13 protein-coding genes and 1 tRNA gene are annotated in these 15830 nt (G+C 53.0%); 6 read left to right on the top strand and 8 right to left on the bottom strand.

Going from position 1 to position 15830, the window contains the following annotated elements; all coding sequences use genetic code 11:
- Positions 1-35 precede the first annotated feature (35 nt).
- The gene (locus tag ACR0EO_RS11855; protein WP_480690109.1) at positions 36-740 is read right to left on the bottom strand and encodes a sugar transferase; all 705 of its coding nucleotides are present in this window, start codon (positions 738-740) and stop codon (positions 36-38) included.
- Between the two features lie 933 nt (positions 741-1673).
- Positions 1674-3077 (bottom strand): oligosaccharide flippase family protein, encoded by a 1404-nt coding sequence (locus tag ACR0EO_RS11850; RefSeq protein WP_480690108.1) that lies wholly within the window; start codon positions 3075-3077, stop codon positions 1674-1676.
- Between the two features lie 458 nt (positions 3078-3535).
- Between ACR0EO_RS11850 and ACR0EO_RS11845 the strand changes: the two genes are divergently transcribed.
- From ACR0EO_RS11845 to ACR0EO_RS11835, 3 genes are all read left to right on the top strand, one after another.
- Positions 3536-4759, top strand: coding sequence for an O-antigen ligase family protein (locus tag ACR0EO_RS11845; protein ID WP_480690106.1), 1224 nt, complete (start codon positions 3536-3538; stop codon positions 4757-4759).
- Positions 4760-4940: 181 nt separating this feature from the next.
- Positions 4941-5855, top strand: a complete 915-nt coding sequence (rfbF, locus tag ACR0EO_RS11840) for a glucose-1-phosphate cytidylyltransferase (RefSeq protein ID WP_480690104.1) — start codon at positions 4941-4943, stop codon at positions 5853-5855.
- Positions 5782-6789, top strand: coding sequence for an NAD-dependent epimerase/dehydratase family protein (locus tag ACR0EO_RS11835; RefSeq protein WP_480690441.1), 1008 nt, complete (start codon positions 5782-5784; stop codon positions 6787-6789). Before rfbF ends, ACR0EO_RS11835 begins: the two co-directional genes overlap by 74 nt.
- A gap of 19 nt (positions 6790-6808) precedes the next feature.
- Here the strand turns inward: ACR0EO_RS11835 and ACR0EO_RS11830 are convergent, their stop codons facing one another.
- From ACR0EO_RS11830 to rfbC, 3 genes are read right to left on the bottom strand one after another with little or no spacing between them, the layout of a single operon-like run.
- Positions 6809-8134 carry a protoporphyrinogen/coproporphyrinogen oxidase gene (locus ACR0EO_RS11830; RefSeq protein ID WP_480690102.1) on the bottom strand — a complete coding sequence of 442 codons (1326 nt, stop codon included), beginning with the start codon at positions 8132-8134 and terminating at the stop codon, positions 6809-6811.
- A 1-nt stretch (position 8135) separates the two neighbouring features.
- Positions 8136-9074: an NAD-dependent epimerase/dehydratase family protein gene (locus ACR0EO_RS11825; protein ID WP_480690100.1), complete on the bottom strand. Its 939-nt coding sequence runs from the start codon at positions 9072-9074 to the stop codon at positions 8136-8138.
- Between the two features lie 35 nt (positions 9075-9109).
- Entirely contained in the window at positions 9110-9640 is a 531-nt protein-coding gene (rfbC, locus tag ACR0EO_RS11820) for a dTDP-4-dehydrorhamnose 3,5-epimerase (RefSeq protein ID WP_480690098.1), read from the bottom strand.
- 301 nt (positions 9641-9941) lie between these two features.
- On the opposite strand from rfbC, the gene ACR0EO_RS11815 reads away from it, so the two are divergent.
- The gene (locus ACR0EO_RS11815; protein WP_480690096.1) at positions 9942-11087 is read left to right on the top strand and encodes a glycosyltransferase family protein; all 1146 of its coding nucleotides are present in this window, start codon (positions 9942-9944) and stop codon (positions 11085-11087) included.
- Positions 11088-11090: 3 nt separating this feature from the next.
- Here ACR0EO_RS11815 and ACR0EO_RS11810 read toward each other — a convergent pair whose 3' ends face one another.
- The 3 genes from ACR0EO_RS11810 to ACR0EO_RS11800 all read right to left on the bottom strand — a co-directional run bounded on the left by ACR0EO_RS11810 (position 11091) and on the right by ACR0EO_RS11800 (position 13522).
- Positions 11091-11519 carry a hypothetical protein gene (locus ACR0EO_RS11810; protein ID WP_480690094.1) on the bottom strand — a complete coding sequence of 143 codons (429 nt, stop codon included), beginning with the start codon at positions 11517-11519 and terminating at the stop codon, positions 11091-11093.
- The gene (locus ACR0EO_RS11805) at positions 11516-12928 is read right to left on the bottom strand and encodes a GMC oxidoreductase (RefSeq protein WP_480690092.1); all 1413 of its coding nucleotides are present in this window, start codon (positions 12926-12928) and stop codon (positions 11516-11518) included. The genes ACR0EO_RS11810 and ACR0EO_RS11805 overlap by 4 nt, the downstream gene beginning before the upstream one ends.
- A gap of 518 nt (positions 12929-13446) precedes the next feature.
- Positions 13447-13522: transfer RNA gene (locus ACR0EO_RS11800), tRNA-Lys, on the bottom strand.
- Positions 13523-13733: 211 nt separating this feature from the next.
- Here ACR0EO_RS11800 and dapF point away from each other — a divergent pair.
- Together dapF and mtaB are read left to right on the top strand one after the other, a co-directional pair.
- Complete coding sequence (gene dapF, locus ACR0EO_RS11795; RefSeq protein ID WP_480690090.1) at positions 13734-14576, top strand: diaminopimelate epimerase; 843 nt, start codon at positions 13734-13736, stop codon at positions 14574-14576.
- Positions 14573-15829, top strand: a complete 1257-nt coding sequence (gene mtaB / locus ACR0EO_RS11790) for a tRNA (N(6)-L-threonylcarbamoyladenosine(37)-C(2))-methylthiotransferase MtaB (RefSeq protein WP_480690089.1) — start codon at positions 14573-14575, stop codon at positions 15827-15829. Before dapF ends, mtaB begins: the two co-directional genes overlap by 4 nt.
- The last annotated feature ends 1 nt before the right edge of the window (position 15830 follow it).

The raw sequence follows: 15830 nt of genomic DNA, 5'->3' as shown, positions 1-15830 counted from the left end.
ACCACATCTTGTTAAAGGCGTTTAGCCGTTGGCGTTCAGCACCCGGTCGCGCTGCACACGGCTCCGATGGTGCGGAACAGAATTTTTAAATCATACCACAAACCAATTTTGTGCGCATAAGCACTGTCGAAAATGGCGCGGTGCGAAAACTCCACATCGTTCCGATCCGACACCTGCCACAACCCGGTAATGCCGGGCTTCATCAGGTTGTACTCCCGCCCCGGGTACAGAGCTTGCTGTTCCGGCATCATTGGGCGCGGTCCAACAAGGCTCATATCTCCGATCAGGACATTCCACAGCTGTGGAAGCTCATCCAAAGAAGTCATCCGGATAATGCGCCCGAATTTGGTCACGCGCGGATCGTTTTCCAGTTTTTGATGACTTTTCCATTCAGCAGCCGCCGCCGGACATTCGCGCAGGTGCTCTTCGAGCTTCTGCTTGGCGTCAGGCACCATCGAACGAAATTTGAGGAAATCAAACTCGCGGCCACCGATACCCACGCGTCTTTGTCTGTAGATCGCCGGGCCTCCATCGCACTTCACCAAAATGGCGATGAGCAGCATCAGCGGCAACACAAACGGCGCACCAAGCAAAACAAGAGAAATGTCCAACAGACGCTTCCCCTTGACCGCATAGAAACTTTTCAGATTTTCATGCTTAACATCGTCACTAGTAACGCGTTGATTTGGATTATATATTTTCGTATCTTCTAACGGAATTGAACCTCGAATTTGGTTCATCTTAACCCCCAAAATAATTAACACACCGGGTACTATAATGTGCACCCGGAACTATCTAACCGTGCAACACACCCGCCAAAACCGCGCCCTTAAGTCAAACGGCGGCGTCAGCGTTTCAATTTTCTTCGCTCGATTTAGGGGTCTTACGCGAACAATGCGTGTTCCCACCCTTATTGTACCCGACTCAATAATACTCAAATGTCGGGATATTGCCCGGCGATATGATCGCACTTCTTAATACTTGTGACAACTTTTTTGTTACGAAGCCTCGGCATCGCTGCTTAGTGGCCGCCTATTTTTAAGGCAACTGCAGCTCGGAAACATCCAGATACTAAGTCTAATTCAAACGTTTGAATGGATGGTTGAGCAAAAACAACAGGTTCGTTGAAGCGGGATTACCCGTTCTCACCCTGCTCAACTTTTGAAGGCAATTTGCCATCTAACTTCAAGCGTAGCTTGCGGCTAAATGCAATGTGCAGAACGGCAATCAAAAGTGGCGAAAAACAGCCGATCAAAACGCTTCCAAGCACTGCGGAACCGGTACTCGTGCCAGACACGACAAAGGCCACGAAGCACAAGGCTGCGACCAGCGGACCTGAAAGTAAGTAGACGACTAACATTTGGTACTTGGCTCTAGCATTTTGGGTCTTTGGCGTTTCCTGTCGATCAGCCTTTAATGACCTCAGATTGTGCGTTTTTTGCGGCGGCGCTATTTAACTAAGAACACAGCACGCCATTTACCATTACCTGACACATAATTTTGAAGTCTACGCAATAATATCATCATATTTTAGCAGTCACGAGGCATCAGTGACAGATTAAGAAAATGACCGGGCGTAATTTGGCAAAAATGCAACCGTTTACATTCTGAGTCCTGAAGGAAATTCGGTGAACAAAAGTCTGGGTGAACGCTCGCATGCGGTTCGGTGCCCTTTATAGAATCATCCTTTTGACCCTGTCCCAAGCGATAACAGCCGCGGTTTGGCGGACTAAGACAAGGCAAACAAACATCGCCACCGAGCCCAGCACCAGCCAGGTAAACTGCAAGGTCAGGGTGGCTGCTCCGTCTGCGATAAATCCGAATGGGGCAAATACCAAAGCACCCGCCAAAGCCTTCATAATCTCGGGCACCGGGACTTTGAGCGGGTCAATCTTGCGCCCAAAATGATAATACACGCTAAAACTGAATATACCGCTCAGCAGGTATGCATACGGCGCTCCGGGAGCGCCAAACGCATAAATCATCACAAGGGACAGACCAGCATGCACAACCAAAGATCCAAATGTGATGCCAAGCTGCAGCCCGGTTTTCTTTGAGCGCATGAACGAATAGCTGAAGTACGAGCCCTGCAGACCAATGATGAAGGCCGCTATTGCCAATAGACGAAGATATCCAGCCGTTTCGGCGGCGAATTCGGGGTCAAAGAGCAAGTTGGCAAACACACCGGCCGAACAGATCAACGCGGTTACGATCGGCATTGCGATCAGCATTAGAAACGAAAAATACTTCTCTAGGACGGAATCCGACGACTTCGTTCCCCTGACTTCCTGCGCCTCAAATACTGAGGGTGCAACCACATTGGACAACGTGCTCATCGTCAGCCGCAGGGCACGTGTTGCCAAAGTTTGCGCGGCAGCAAAATAGCCAGCTGCGTCAAGCCCCACGAAATATGCCAGTAAGGCTTGCGAGGACATTGCAAAGAAAGTCGAGCCCGACGTGACCACGGCAAGCGGGAAGCCGAACTTGAGATAGGCCCGTGTAGCAGCAACCCTTGGAAAGTAGATACCCGATCTGCGAATTGCTATGACCATTGCATACGCTCCGGTCAGCGCTGCGCCGAGGGAAATGCCGACCACAGCGCTCTTGTAGCCACCACCGCCCAATATAAGAGCAACGGCAACAGACACTCCCAATAGATGTCTCAACAGGGTTACAACTGCGTACTTTGGGCCTTCGTTATATTGCCGTAGACACACTGTGCCCAATTCGTGCACCGCGTGGCTTATGCAAAAGATGGCGGCGAACAGAAAACTCTGTGCCCATGTTTCTGGAAAGATCAGAAAAGTAGCACCGACCAAAGCAAGCAGAGCGACAGCAATCAGAACGCCGGCTCCGGTCACGGTGCCGATTGTTCTACCTTCAAACTCTTTGGCGTGATGAAACCGGCCAACCGAGATAATCAACCAAAAGAACGTGAACGAATAGAGCAGAGTTCCGAGCAACAACGTCAGCGTGTACCGCCCGAACTCGGCCGGGCCCAGCACACGAGTCATCACTACGAGAATAGCGATCGAGATAACCGCGGACAGCATTCGAGGAATAAAATACCAGGTCATGACAGACCACGTCCTGAAATCGGTAGCTGTAGACCCATAAAAACCCAACCGCCGGAAACCGGCATCTACTCAAAACAACAAACTGAGGTCTTTCACGACAAACTGGCCGCAACCCCCGCTCCTGCCTAATGAAATTGGCCTTGCCCGAGGGCACTTGCCGGCACAGGAACAGCATTCGTTAAAACATAACCAGACCCTGTTGTCGATTTCACCGGTATTTTTGTGAAACGGCTGGAAAAGCCAGCTTCTGATTGCGGGAACCATCACAAGATGGACAAAAACGCCCGAGTTTTGTTAGTTTCGTAAACAGTCATATCTTTTTTTGGCGATTGAATCCCGATTTCGGGAGTTGAGTTTTTGAGTTTAAAGAGTGCGCAATGACGGTTTCGCATCGCAGTATTCCCCATAGACAGGGGGCTGGAACGGCGTTCCATCACATCGTTTTAATGGTGTGCCTCATGTACTTGATACTTGTGGGCACAGACCTTCTGACCATCGTTCTATGGAAGAACAATCTGGCCAATAAGCTGGAAATCCTGACGCTCGTACCGATTCTGGCAACGACCTCTTTGTATTACCGCCACTTGCTGCGCGGGACATTTGCAGCACCCGAGCTTACGATTCTGACGCTTTGGACGACGCTCTCGATGGGCTGGAGCGATTTTCCAATGCTATCTCTGGAAAGAGCCATTCCATTGTTAGTGACGACGGCATTTGGCCTAGCGCTGGCCAGTATGATGTCGATGCGAGGACTTCTGCTGTTCTTTGCTGCCTTCTTTAGCACTGTTATGGCCCTTTGCGTTTTGGCGATCGCGACACTTCCACAAGCGCGCGGAATTCCTCCTTGGGGAGACACCTGGAATGGAATCTACGGACACAAGAATGAATTGGGCTCTACAAGTGTTCTGGCGTTTCTGACCTCTTGCTTCGCGGTGCAGCAAACCGCGGGCAGGCTGAAAACCCTGTTTATGATTTCGGCCATTGTTGCCTTTCTATTGCTGCTCGCCTCTGAGTCCAGAACAGCGCAAGTCATCGGAATAGTGGTAATCACCGGATACTTCACCAGTCGTATCTTCACCGGGAAAGAAATGCTGTGGGCGATTGGGTTCATTCTGATTTCGGTCTTTGCGATTTGCCTGATCACTTTCATTCTCGCCTCGCCGATAGCCGAGCCGTTTTTTGCAATGATCGGACGTAAACCCACGCTGTCGGACAGAATACCCATTTGGACCATTGCCTGGCCCTTTGTGATGGACAAATTCTGGTTCGGCTGGGGCTATTTGGCCTACTGGTACGAAGAAGCTACCCACCTTCGAATATTCGCAAGTAAAGCGAAACTGGGATTTGTCCCCCACTATTCGCATAACGGCTTAATTGAACTGTGGCTGAACGCAGGATTCGTGGGCGTGGTTCTTTTCTTTGTGGTCTTGGTTAGGTTCTTCGGCTCGGCGTTTTATTGTCTGCGCCGCCTCGGCAGACGAGACGAAGTTGCCTTTGTTTTCACCCTCGGCATGACGTTCCTGTTCCTAAACATCACGGAAAGCGAGATTCTCAACCGTCTTTCTGCCAGCTGGATCATCTTTGTCGCCTTTACCACCAAGACGAATCTCGTCGCCAAGGCTCTGCGCGCCACCCCTACCCCCGGGTACGGGGCGCCGCCGACCCTTGCTCGCTCCAGTTAGGTTTCCAAAACGTCACCCCAGAGAGGAATGGTAGTTAAATGTTTCTGTTTTGCGTACAATTTCAAAGAGCGTCCTCCCCCTCAAAGATTGACAGGGGACCACCCGTTATTGTCGACTTTGCCTATTAGAAGACCTTTTTGAATGCCTTTTTTTCATCTTCATATCCTTTGGGGAGGCACCATTGAAAACAGCCATATTTGCGGGTGGTAAAGGCTCGCGCCTAATTGAAGAAACCCGCGTCCGCCCCAAGCCATTGGTGGAAATCGCCAACCGGCCAATCCTGTGGCATATCATGCAGCACTATTCGACCTATGGTCATCATGACTTTGTGCTTGCGCTTGGATACATGGGCGATCTGATCAAGCGGTATGTCTCGAACCTGTGTCAGTACGAAGGCAACCTTCGCATTGACTTCAGCGAGCGGGAATTGTTTGGCGATCCACACTTCGACAACGGATTTCCCGAGGATCAAACGCCGCCTTGGACCGTCGATTTGATCGATACCGGTATGGACACCATGACCGGCGGGCGCCTTGCTCGTTTGCAGCCCTATCTGGGCGACGAAACCTTTATGCTGACTTACGGGGATGGGGTTTCGAATGTCGATCTGGACGCGCTGCTTGCGTTTCACAGGTCCCACGGCAAGCTGGCCACCATCACGATGGTTCGACCGTTGACGACCTTTGGCCATTTACAAGTGCGCGAAGACGGCTTGGTCGAAGGTTTTATGGAGAAACCGGAAACTGCAGCAGACTGGATTAACGGCGGTTTCTTTGTATTGGAACCCGGCGTTTTTGATGCCGTCGCCAGCGTCAATGGCGACGAGATTATGTGGGAAGAAGGACCACTGCCCAAGCTGATGGAAATGGGTCAGCTGATGGCCTACCGCCATCCTGGGTTCTGGTATTGCATGGATCACCTGGCGGACAAACGCCGACTTGAGGAGATGTGGAAAAATGGCAACCGTCCGTGGGCAACTTGGGAACATTCAAAAGGTTCTGTTAACGGGTCATCTCGGCTACGTGGGGACGGTCACCGCCCCGGTATTGGCCGAGGCGGGAATCCAGGTGACTGGGTGCGATATAAATCTCTTTGATCGCGCTGACTTTGCTCCCGGCGGGACGGTTCCCGAAATCCCTAATCTGGGTAAGGACATTCGTGATCTGACGGTTGACGACCTGCAGGGCTTTGACGCCGTCGTGCACTTGGCGGCTCTGTCAAATGATCCGCTGGGTCAGCTGCGCCCTGGCCTGACGCAGCAGATAAATCACGAAGGCACAATCCATCTGGCGAAGCAAGCAAAGGCAGCTGGCGTATCTCGGTTTGTCTTTGCCTCTTCCTGTTCGAATTACGGCCGCGCAGGCGAGGATTTCGTCGATGAGAATGGCCAGCTGAACCCGCAGACCGACTATGGTGTGTCCAAGGTTTTAGCTGAACGCGACCTGAAGCCGTTGGCCGATGATAACTTCACGCCAACCTTTCTGCGTTTTGCCACTGCATATGGTGCAAGTCCGCGCATGCGGTTCGACATCGTGCTGAACAACCTGATTGCACACGCCTACACGTCAGGACGCATCCTTATGATGTCGGACGGGACACCGTGGCGCCCGATCATCCATGTCGAGGATATGGCACGCGCCTTTTTGGCGACGCTGGCTGCAGACCCCAAAGTCATTTCGGGCGAGGCCTTCAACGTTTGCCGGACTGAAAACAACTACCAGATCAAAGATCTGGCAGAGATCGTCGCTGACACGGTGCCAGGAGCTGAAATTGATTATGCTGCAGATGCCGGGCCGGACAATCGCTCGTATCGCGTAAGCTCGGCCAAAATCGAAAAGTGCATTCCGGGCTTCGAACCGAAATGGGACGCCGTGCGAGGCGCTCAACAGCTTTATGAGGCTGTCAAAGCATGTGACCTCAAGGTAGAGGACTTTGAAGGCCGGAAATACAAGCGACTTGCCCAATTAGAGGCTCTGCTGCAGGAAAACCAGCTGGATCAAGACTTCCGACGCAAGGAACCGATCGCCTGAAAAGGCGATCGGTCAAAGATCAGGCAGGCGCGGCGATCTTTTCAAGGACGGTACGAGCGCCCCGCTCACCGGACTTGAACGCCTCGTCGGTCCATTGATATCCCCATTCGCCAAAGCGGCCGACGTAGTGAATACCAACCTTGTTGAGCCATTCATGCACGATCGGCAGGGCTTCTTCACGGTCCAGGTCGAAGATGATATTGGCGTGGGTGATCAGCCGGGCGTCGGTGTGCAGGATTTTCTCATCCTTTTCGATCAGACCGATCTTCACCAGATCATCTATCACTGGCTGAATCAGGTCTTCTGGTGACACGTCCAACGGCCGGTATTTATGCGAGTAATAGCATTCCGCCTGAATAGAGCCGCAACCCGGCGGGCAGGTTTTTGTCGACATCTTGTGCGGAAAGCTCAGCCGGGTGAAGACGATGTCCTCGTCGTAAATGTAAGTCCAGGTCGCCGGTGTGAAGTCATCGCGGGCCAAACCAAGATTAACAGTAACGCAGGTGGTACAAGCCAGTTTCGCCGCAGCCTCGCGCACGTGATCCGGCGCACCTTTGACCATGGGGATCAAATCTGGAAGCGGTATAGAAGAAATCAGATGGCCATACTCTTCGACCACCCCGTTTTCGAACTGGACAGTCCGTGCTTCGGGATCGATCGCGACCACCTTGTGGTCCAGGTGCAGGTCGGTCTTTTCCATAAATGGCTTGAGATACGAAATGAAACCGCCTTCGGTCGGATAGCGGAAATCGGTGATGTAATGCACGTCTGGCGTTTCAGCGAAAATCGCGCCACGAATGACTTCGTCCATTGTGGGCCGATACAGACGCGGCCCCATCCAAACAGTGCTCATCTGGTCTGCGTCGACCGTATGGTATTTCTTACCGTAAACGGCAGGGAAATGGGTGCCGAAGGTTTCCCCAAAGACCGAGATCAGCCATTCAAGATAATTGGCCGGCTTTTCCACAACTTCCTGTTTGGACGCTTCAATGAAGTCCAGAATGCACTGTGTTTTTAATTCGTCCGGCAAGTTGTGTAAGTTAGCCTGCGCTGGGTGTTTTACCCACGCCCCGTGATAATAGTTGTTCACGTAAGCCTGCAGTTTTTCGTACTTACCATCTACGTTTTCGGCAAAAAGATCTTGAATACGTGGATCTTTCGAAAACGAGATGTGCGGGCCGTCGTCAAAGATAAAGCCGCTGTCATGGGTAAATGTGGCTGTATGCCCACCCGGAAAGGCGTTCTTGTCATACATTCGGCTGGAAACGCCAGCCCCATGCAACTCATGCGCTGCACCAAGCCCCGACATACCGGACCCAAGGATAACTATGTTCTGATCACTCATATCAACTTTCTTTCGCAATTTCACGGCGCCACCATTCGATGGTATCCGCTACTCCGGTTTCCAATGAAAATTTCGGTTGCCACCCCAGTTGGTCCCGCAGCTTTCTGCTGTCGGCTTCAACCAAGGGCGGATCGCCAGCTCGAGCTTCGCGGGCACCCAGACGGATCAAGTCTTCGGCTCCGATTTGTCGGCCGATTTCCTGAATTAACTCGGCCAACGGAATTGCTTCGCCGCTGCCAATGTTGAATGGTCCTTTTTCATCGCTGAACAGCAATGCGACCATGGCAGACGCCACGTCCTCTACATGCAGAAAATCTCTTTTCTGTGTCCCATGCGTGCAGAGCGCCTCACGGTTCTCAAGCAAAGACAGGATTACATCCGCCGCAAGCCGCCGCGGGTTTTCACCCGGGCCATACAAAAAGAACGGCCTAGCCCATGCCCCCGACAAACCCAGCGCATCGCATAGCGGACCAAACGCAGTGAACAACGCAGCCTTGGCCGCACCGTACTCAGTCGCTGGCGCCAAAGGGGTTTTGTCCTCGTGCAGCTTTATGGGTTGAGTCCAGTCGTACTCCATACAAGAGCCGCAAAACGTCACCCGTTCTCCACCAGCTTCGGCAAAGGCAAACAACAAATCGATTGAGTATTGAAGCCAGCGAAAATTCTCGAGCGATTGCTGATTACCAGGCCCCATATACCAAGCCAGAGCCAGCAAATGACTGGGTTGATGCTTTTGCAGCAGCGCATTCACGTCCGCAGCGTCGGTCATATCCACGCTAACCCAAGTCACATCCCCTTCGATCTGCGGTGGAGGATCGGTTCTATACGTGGCGATCACCGAATGCCCGTGGTTAATCAGCTCGCGGACCGTTGCACACCCTATGAATCCTGCGGCGCCTGTGACCAATACAGTTGATGTCTTTTTGTTCGAAGGCGTCATGGAAAAAGGTGCTTTCCTTGGGTGCTCCGCGAGAATCAGCGCTCAATCAGTGGCCAACTCACATCTTTTTCGGAAACAATAGTTACAGGTTGCGGCCATTGTATATTGAGTGCCGGATCATTGTAGCGAATCCCATGTTCAACACCGGGTGTGTAAAACTCGCTTGCCGAATAGTAGGCCTGTGCCCCGTCGGTCAGGGCCAGATATCCGTGCGCAAACATTTCGGGCACGTATACCGCGCGTCTGTTCTCAGCAGAGAGTTCAGTGCCGAAATGCTGCAGATAAGTGGGGCTATCCGGCCTTAGATCGACAATCACATCGTAAATAGCGCCGCTGATACAGCGCATGAACTTGGCTTCGGTCGCAGGGGCCTGCTGGTAATGCAAGCCGCGCATGGTTCCTTTTTTTTCATTATATGAGAGGTTTACTTGGGCAACGGTTGGCTTAAGACCGTGTTCTTCAAATTCATTGGCGCAAAAAGCCCGTGCAAAGAAACCGCGATCATCAGAGTTTTCCTGAAGCTCAACGACGAATGCACCCTGTAAATGGGTTTCGGTAAAAATCATTAAAAATCCGCCTTTATGAACGGCAACCACTTAAACGCGCCGAAGCTCACTCATAAAGCCTGCCAGAGGACATTGAGACTGAGTCCGACTCCAAAACTTAAGCAGACAATCAAGTATTTTTCCATAAATTTCCTCCAATTCAGGCCCCACGGCTTTTTAGGGGCCAGTTCATTGGCAGATTTTCCACCCTTAGGGTCGGTCTTTTCCCTTCACACCAGAGCCCGAGGAAGAATTTCTTTGAAACAAAGGTATCGACGGTATGTAATGCGTCTATTGTTCATTGCCTTTGAAGGAATATCGTTTGACCCAGTCAGCCCATTCCGCAGCTGAGCGGCGAAACCTGCTGATTTTTTCCCAGCGTAATTTGAATGACAACGTCTCACGGTGTTCCGGTTTCGAGTTCGAGGATGTTCTTGCCGAAATCGAAGACGCCGAGATTGTCGCCCCACGTCTCAAAAAGGCGAAGAGGTTGCCATACGACCCCAAAAGGTGGCTTTCCAAACGCAGTGATCTGTTTAAGTACTGGCCATCCGGAGCTCAAAACACACCTCTGGATCGGACCTACGACATCTTTTTCTGTAACGCACAGAAACCGCTCGAACTGTTGGCGTTGGACGCTGTCCCAGATTGGCGAGAGAAATCCAATTTGGCGGTTTGCGTTCTAGAGGAGGTCTGGGCCGGTGAGCTTGAACTGCATTTGCCTCTGATCAAATCCTTATCAAAATTCGATCTCATCGGCTGCGCCTTTGCCGAAGCCTGCGAGGCATTGAGCAAGATCACCGGCGTGCCCGTTATCCATCTTCCCGGGGCAGCAGATATGGTGCGTTTTGCCCCACAGTCGCTGCGTTCTGCCCGACCGATCGACATCTATTGCATGGGCCGTCGCCGCCCCGAGTTGCACGAGCGCCTGTTGAGAGTGCTGAAAGAACGTGATGGTTTTTATCTGTACGACTCAGCCACCAAACCACCAATTACCGCGGATCATGCAGTTCACAGGGATCTGCTGGCCAACTTGGTACAGCACTCCAAGCTGTTCATGGTGGATATCGCAAAGGTGGGTCATACCGATCAGCGGGCGGGAAGCATCGCATGGGGCCCCCGGCACGTCGAAGGCATCGCTGGAGGTGCCGTACAGGTGGGTTATGCGCCGGAAACCGAGGATTACCTATCCTATTTTGACTGGCCAGAGTCCGTGACCCGGCTGTCAGAAGATCCCGATCAGGCTATCGCGCAAATTGTAGCTTTGCTGGACGACGCTGAAGAACAGCAGCGCATGCGCGAGATCAATATGGCTCAATCCCTGCAAAAGCATGATTGGATGAATCGCTGGGCGGAAATCCTTGCTCACCTCAATCTGCCAGAATCCGAAGGGATGGCGCACCGGCGGCAACAACTGTCCAAGATGGAAGCAGACTTGGTACAGCGCCAACTGGCCTCTGTTCAATGACGTTTAGACCATCCCCATATACGATAGCTGGTTGGCGCAGGTGAACTCAAAGGGCTGGAATATTCCGATATACTCCAGCTCAACACCCGTCTCTGACGCGAGCACGATATTGGTCGAAGTGGCAAACTTGACCACTATACTGCGTTCCATATCTTCGCTTTCGTCTCGGATAACCGGCAAGTTCTGGACTCTGAAGTTGAAAACGGCGTTGGCCGCGTGCCCCAGAAAGCCTTTGCTTAACAGAAAAGCCTCGTATTCCTCACAGAACTCAACGGCTGCGGGGTGTACAGACACTTCGGGGCCGTAGATTCGGGCGATAACATCCTGCGCGTGATCCCTGATGGCTCCTGGGCTTATTCCCAACCTTGCGCCAAGCCCAACGGTTGCCAGACAGACGCTTCCCAGCAAGATTGTTCGACGCGATATTCTCATCCGACCACCCCTGCTGATCGAAGAGACATGGCTGACAACGTCAATGAGGGGTTGGCTGGAGAGCAGGTTGGAAATGAACCGGCCCCCAACGCAAAAACATTCGGCGCTTCGTGCAAACGCTGGAACTGATCCACCACACCTAAGGCGGGGTCATCGCTGATACGATGTGTCCCTTGAATATGTGCCTGACCAGGCAACACTTCGGTGGAGTTGATGCCGTCCAGTTCATCCGGAATGATGCCCGGCAAGGAGTCGAACGCGCGCTTTAACCCACGATAGGCGTAGGGATGGTGACCGATCCATTCGATTACAGGTTCATCGCTTTCAAGCAGAACCCTGTTTTCGGCAACGGGTAAGTCCTCGGCAATTAGGGTTAGGACAAGCCTGTTGGTCCATTTCCCAACCTCTTCGCGAATATTGGGTGGAGTGTTCGAGCTTTCGATTAGGACAGCTGCAGCCTCGGTCCGGTCAATGTTATGGTAGAACTGATAGCCGTGACTGGTTTCTGCTGTGCCACCAAAGTAGTTCTTCATTGTCGCCGTATCTATCACAACGATCTGGGACGCTTCCTCGTGCAGGTAGCGACCAAGAGCCGGCGACGAAAAACCCGAGCGTAACATGATTGCCGCATTGAAAATCGCGTTGGCGGCCAAGGCAAACAAACCGGCCTTAACATTCACCTCTTCGCCTTCGGGTCCGCGTAAAACGGCACGAGTAGCGCGCCCTCCCTCAATCAAGACTTCTCGCACTTCTGTTTCCAAAAGATAGTGAGCCCGGGGGTGGGTAAGACGATCGAACCCATTCAAAACGGTGAACTTGGCACCTGCCGGGCACAGCCCACAAACGCCGTTGGCGCAACAATGCGGTCGTGAGCCCCCGTTCGAGCGCGCTGTGGGCATCGGCACCCAGGTGTCGCTACATGACCTCAAAACGATGTCCGACCGGGACAAACGATGCGGTGGAAAGGGAAAGGGGTTATCGCGGGGAATGATGTGATCAGACCCACCCCCCGCAATCTCCATCAAGTGTTCTGCGCGTTCATAATATGGAACCAAATCCTCATAGAGGAATGGCCAGTCCATCCCCACCCCGAATTTGGACTGCAGTACAAAGTCATCCGGATGGTACCGGGGAGTATCCCCCCACCAATAGTTGGAATTGCCTCCAAAAGTGGTGAAGCTCATCCAGTTCTTTTCCGCCCCGGACGTATTGCGCTGCTTGATTTGTTCAAGAACCTGCCAGCCATCACGGACTTGCACTTCGTGCGATCGAAAGGTTCCCTTTTCAACTATGAGAATGTCCAGATCGGGTGGTAAGCCATGAGCGAAAAACATCGCAGCAAAACTGCTGCCAGCAATCACGACGTCCCATTCGCGAGACATCGCTTCCGCAATACCAATTCGATTCATCACGTTCACCGACGCCCCAATGGGGCGGTTACCAAAAGCACTCGTTTAACACACATAACTACTTACAGCTTTGAACAAACTGCATTTTTTGTCAAATCAATACGCACATACGGCCTAAAACGACGCAAATGTGGCACTCAGATACCGATGGGGAAAGCTTGTTTGCGGGAAAGCGATTTACGCTCTTACGATCAACATTCTCGGACTGTGAGCCATTCGCGACCGTGATGATATCAGACGGCTAGACTCTCTTGTAGATTGTCGTTCAGACCCGCAAAAAGCACTAAGAGAACCAATTTTCACCTATAGTGACTTGAGTGGCCCAAATGTTGGTTCAGCAATAGAACTGACAACCAGCGGTTAGGCTGGCAGCATTCTAGCTCGGCTTCTTCGATCCCATCTTTAGGCAATCGGCGTGCCTTTGACGTTAGATGTGAAGGGTGAGCTATAAGCCTAAGCACAAGCCAGCCTGACACGACACACTGCTCAGGCATACTTAGTCTCTTCTACAGAAAAAGTGGTGAGCCGTGCAGGATTCGAACCTGCGACCCACTGATTAAAAGTCAGTTGCTCTACCAACTGAGCTAACGGCCCACTCTTTCGTTGGATCTTGTCGATCCGTGGCGCTCTCTAAGGCATTTTCCCAACTGGGTTCAAGTCCTTATTTTGCACCTCGTTTCGCCTTCACTTAACTTGTTTCCAGCGTCCCGATAGGCGGCCTAATTAGGCAGGTGGCGCGGGGGGGTCAACCCCTTTTTTCAGGAATCTTCACCACAGGGTGGATTCCTTTCCAACGCAGGGTTATATGCGCGCCATGCAACGAATACTGACCTCAGGTTTGCCCTTCATGAAGATGCACGGGCTGGGCAATGACTTTGTCATTGTGGACGCGCGCGCGCAGAACGTTGAAATCACGCCCGCTCTGGCGCGGGGAATCGGGCATCGGCAGTTTGGGGTTGGATTCGATCAGCTCGCCGTGATCGAAAACGGCGAATCTGATGCGCATCTTGTTTTCTACAACGCGGACGGTTCGACCTCAGCCGCATGCGGAAACGCGACGCGTTGCATTGCTCGGTTTCTGATGGAGGAGACCGGCAAATCAGAACTGATCCTGACCACAGAGCGCGGCACGCTTTTTGCGCGCGATGCCGGAAATAACCTGACTTCGGTAAATATGGGACAGCCTCAGTTGGACTGGCGCGAGATTCCGTTGGCCGAAGAAGTCGACACACTGGAACTGCCGATCGAAGGTGGCCCAACCGCCACCGGCATGGGCAATCCGCATTGCACTTTCTTTGTCGAAGATGCCGAGGCGATTCCGCTGACTGAGTTTGGCTCGCGCTATGAATACCATCCTCTCTATCCCGAGAGAACAAATGTGCAGGTGGCACAGGTCATCGGGCCTGACCACATCCGCATGCGTGTGTGGGAGCGTGGTGTGGGCATCACATTGGCGTCCGGGTCTTCTTCTTGTGCGACTGCCGTAGCCGCCGCGCGGCGCGGCCTTACAGGGCGCAAGGTACAAATAGACCTAGACGGTGGCACCATATGGATCGACTGGCGCCAGGATGGGGTCTGGATGACCGGGCCGACCTGCCATGTGTTCTCGGGCACTCTGACCCCCGAGTTTCTGGAGTCGCTGGGATGAGTGCCCCCAAATTCACCACACTGGGCTGCCGCCTTAACGCCTATGAAACTGAGGCGATGAAAGAGCTGTCTCAGCAGGCCGGCCTGACCGATGCCGTCGTGGTGAATACCTGTGCCGTAACTGCCGAGGCGGTGCGTAAGGCGCGGCAAGAGATTCGCAAGCTCCGCCGTGAAAACCCAAACGCACGGCTGATCGTGACCGGCTGCGCCGCTCAGACCGAACCTGAGACGTTTGCGCAGATGGAGGAGGTCGACGCAGTCATCGGCAACACCGAAAAGATGCAGCCTGACACCTGGAAAGGCATGGCCGCTGATTTCATTGGCGAAACTGAAACCGTTCAGGTTGACGACATTATGTCAGTCACCGAAACCGCCGGTCACCTGATCGACGGGTTCGGAACCCGGTCACGCGCCTACGTACAGGTTCAGAATGGCTGTGACCATCGCTGCACTTTTTGCATCATCCCCTATGGTCGCGGGAACTCTCGCAGCGTCCCGGCGGGTGTCGTTGTTGATCAGATCAAGCGGCTGGTGGACCGTGGCTATAACGAAGTCGTCCTAACAGGCGTAGACCTGACCTCTTGGGGGGCTGACCTGCCGGCACAACCCAAACTGGGCGATCTGGTGATGCGCATCCTAAAACTGGTGCCTGACTTACCACGCCTGAGGATCAGCTCGATCGACTCGATTGAGGTCGATGAGAACCTGATGCAGGCCATCGCGACCGAGCCGCGCCTGATGCCCCATCTGCATCTGTCACTGCAGCACGGAGACGACCTGATTCTGAAACGGATGAAACGCCGCCACCTGCGCGACGATGCCATCCGGTTCACCGAAGAAGCCCGCAAGCTGCGCCCCGAGATGACCTTTGGCGCCGACATCATCGCGGGCTTCCCGACCGAGTCCGAGGCGCATTTCGAGAACTCGCTAAAACTGGTCACAGATTGCGATTTGACCTGGTTGCACGTCTTTCCCTATTCCAAGCGTGAAGGCACACCTGCAGCCCGCATACCACAGCAGATCAACGGAAATGTTATCAAGGACCGAGCCGCCCGCTTGCGCGCTGTAGGCGAGTCTCAGGTCGCCAGGCATCTGGCAGATCAAATCGGCAAAACCCATCACGTTCTGATGGAAAACCCGCATATGGGCCGGACCGAGCAATTCACCGAAGTCGCTTTTGAAGCTCCGCAGATCGAGGGGCAGATTGTGAAGGCGACCATTTCCGGTCATTCAGGCAGCCAGCTGACTGCGTGAA

This window comes from Ruegeria sp. BE9 (genome assembly GCF_056538765.1).
Note: the sequence above shows the minus strand (reverse complement) of the source record. Positions and strands in the feature narration are given on the sequence as shown.

Coding starts and splice junctions, on each gene's coding strand:
- ACR0EO_RS11855 (WP_480690109.1), bottom strand. CDS start 740: ATGAACCAAATTCGAGGTTCAATTCCGTTAGAAGATACGAAAATATAT.
- ACR0EO_RS11850 (WP_480690108.1), bottom strand. CDS start 3,077: ATGACCTGGTATTTTATTCCTCGAATGCTGTCCGCGGTTATCTCGATC.
- ACR0EO_RS11845 (WP_480690106.1), top strand. CDS start 3,536: ATGTACTTGATACTTGTGGGCACAGACCTTCTGACCATCGTTCTATGG.
- ACR0EO_RS11830 (WP_480690102.1), bottom strand. CDS start 8,134: ATGAGTGATCAGAACATAGTTATCCTTGGGTCCGGTATGTCGGGGCTT.
- ACR0EO_RS11825 (WP_480690100.1), bottom strand. CDS start 9,074: ATGACGCCTTCGAACAAAAAGACATCAACTGTATTGGTCACAGGCGCC.
- rfbC (WP_480690098.1), bottom strand. CDS start 9,640: ATGATTTTTACCGAAACCCATTTACAGGGTGCATTCGTCGTTGAGCTT.
- ACR0EO_RS11810 (WP_480690094.1), bottom strand. CDS start 11,519: ATGAGAATATCGCGTCGAACAATCTTGCTGGGAAGCGTCTGTCTGGCA.
- ACR0EO_RS11805 (WP_480690092.1), bottom strand. CDS start 12,928: ATGAATCGAATTGGTATTGCGGAAGCGATGTCTCGCGAATGGGACGTC.
- dapF (WP_480690090.1), top strand. CDS start 13,734: ATGCGCGCCATGCAACGAATACTGACCTCAGGTTTGCCCTTCATGAAG.
- mtaB (WP_480690089.1), top strand. CDS start 14,573: ATGAGTGCCCCCAAATTCACCACACTGGGCTGCCGCCTTAACGCCTAT.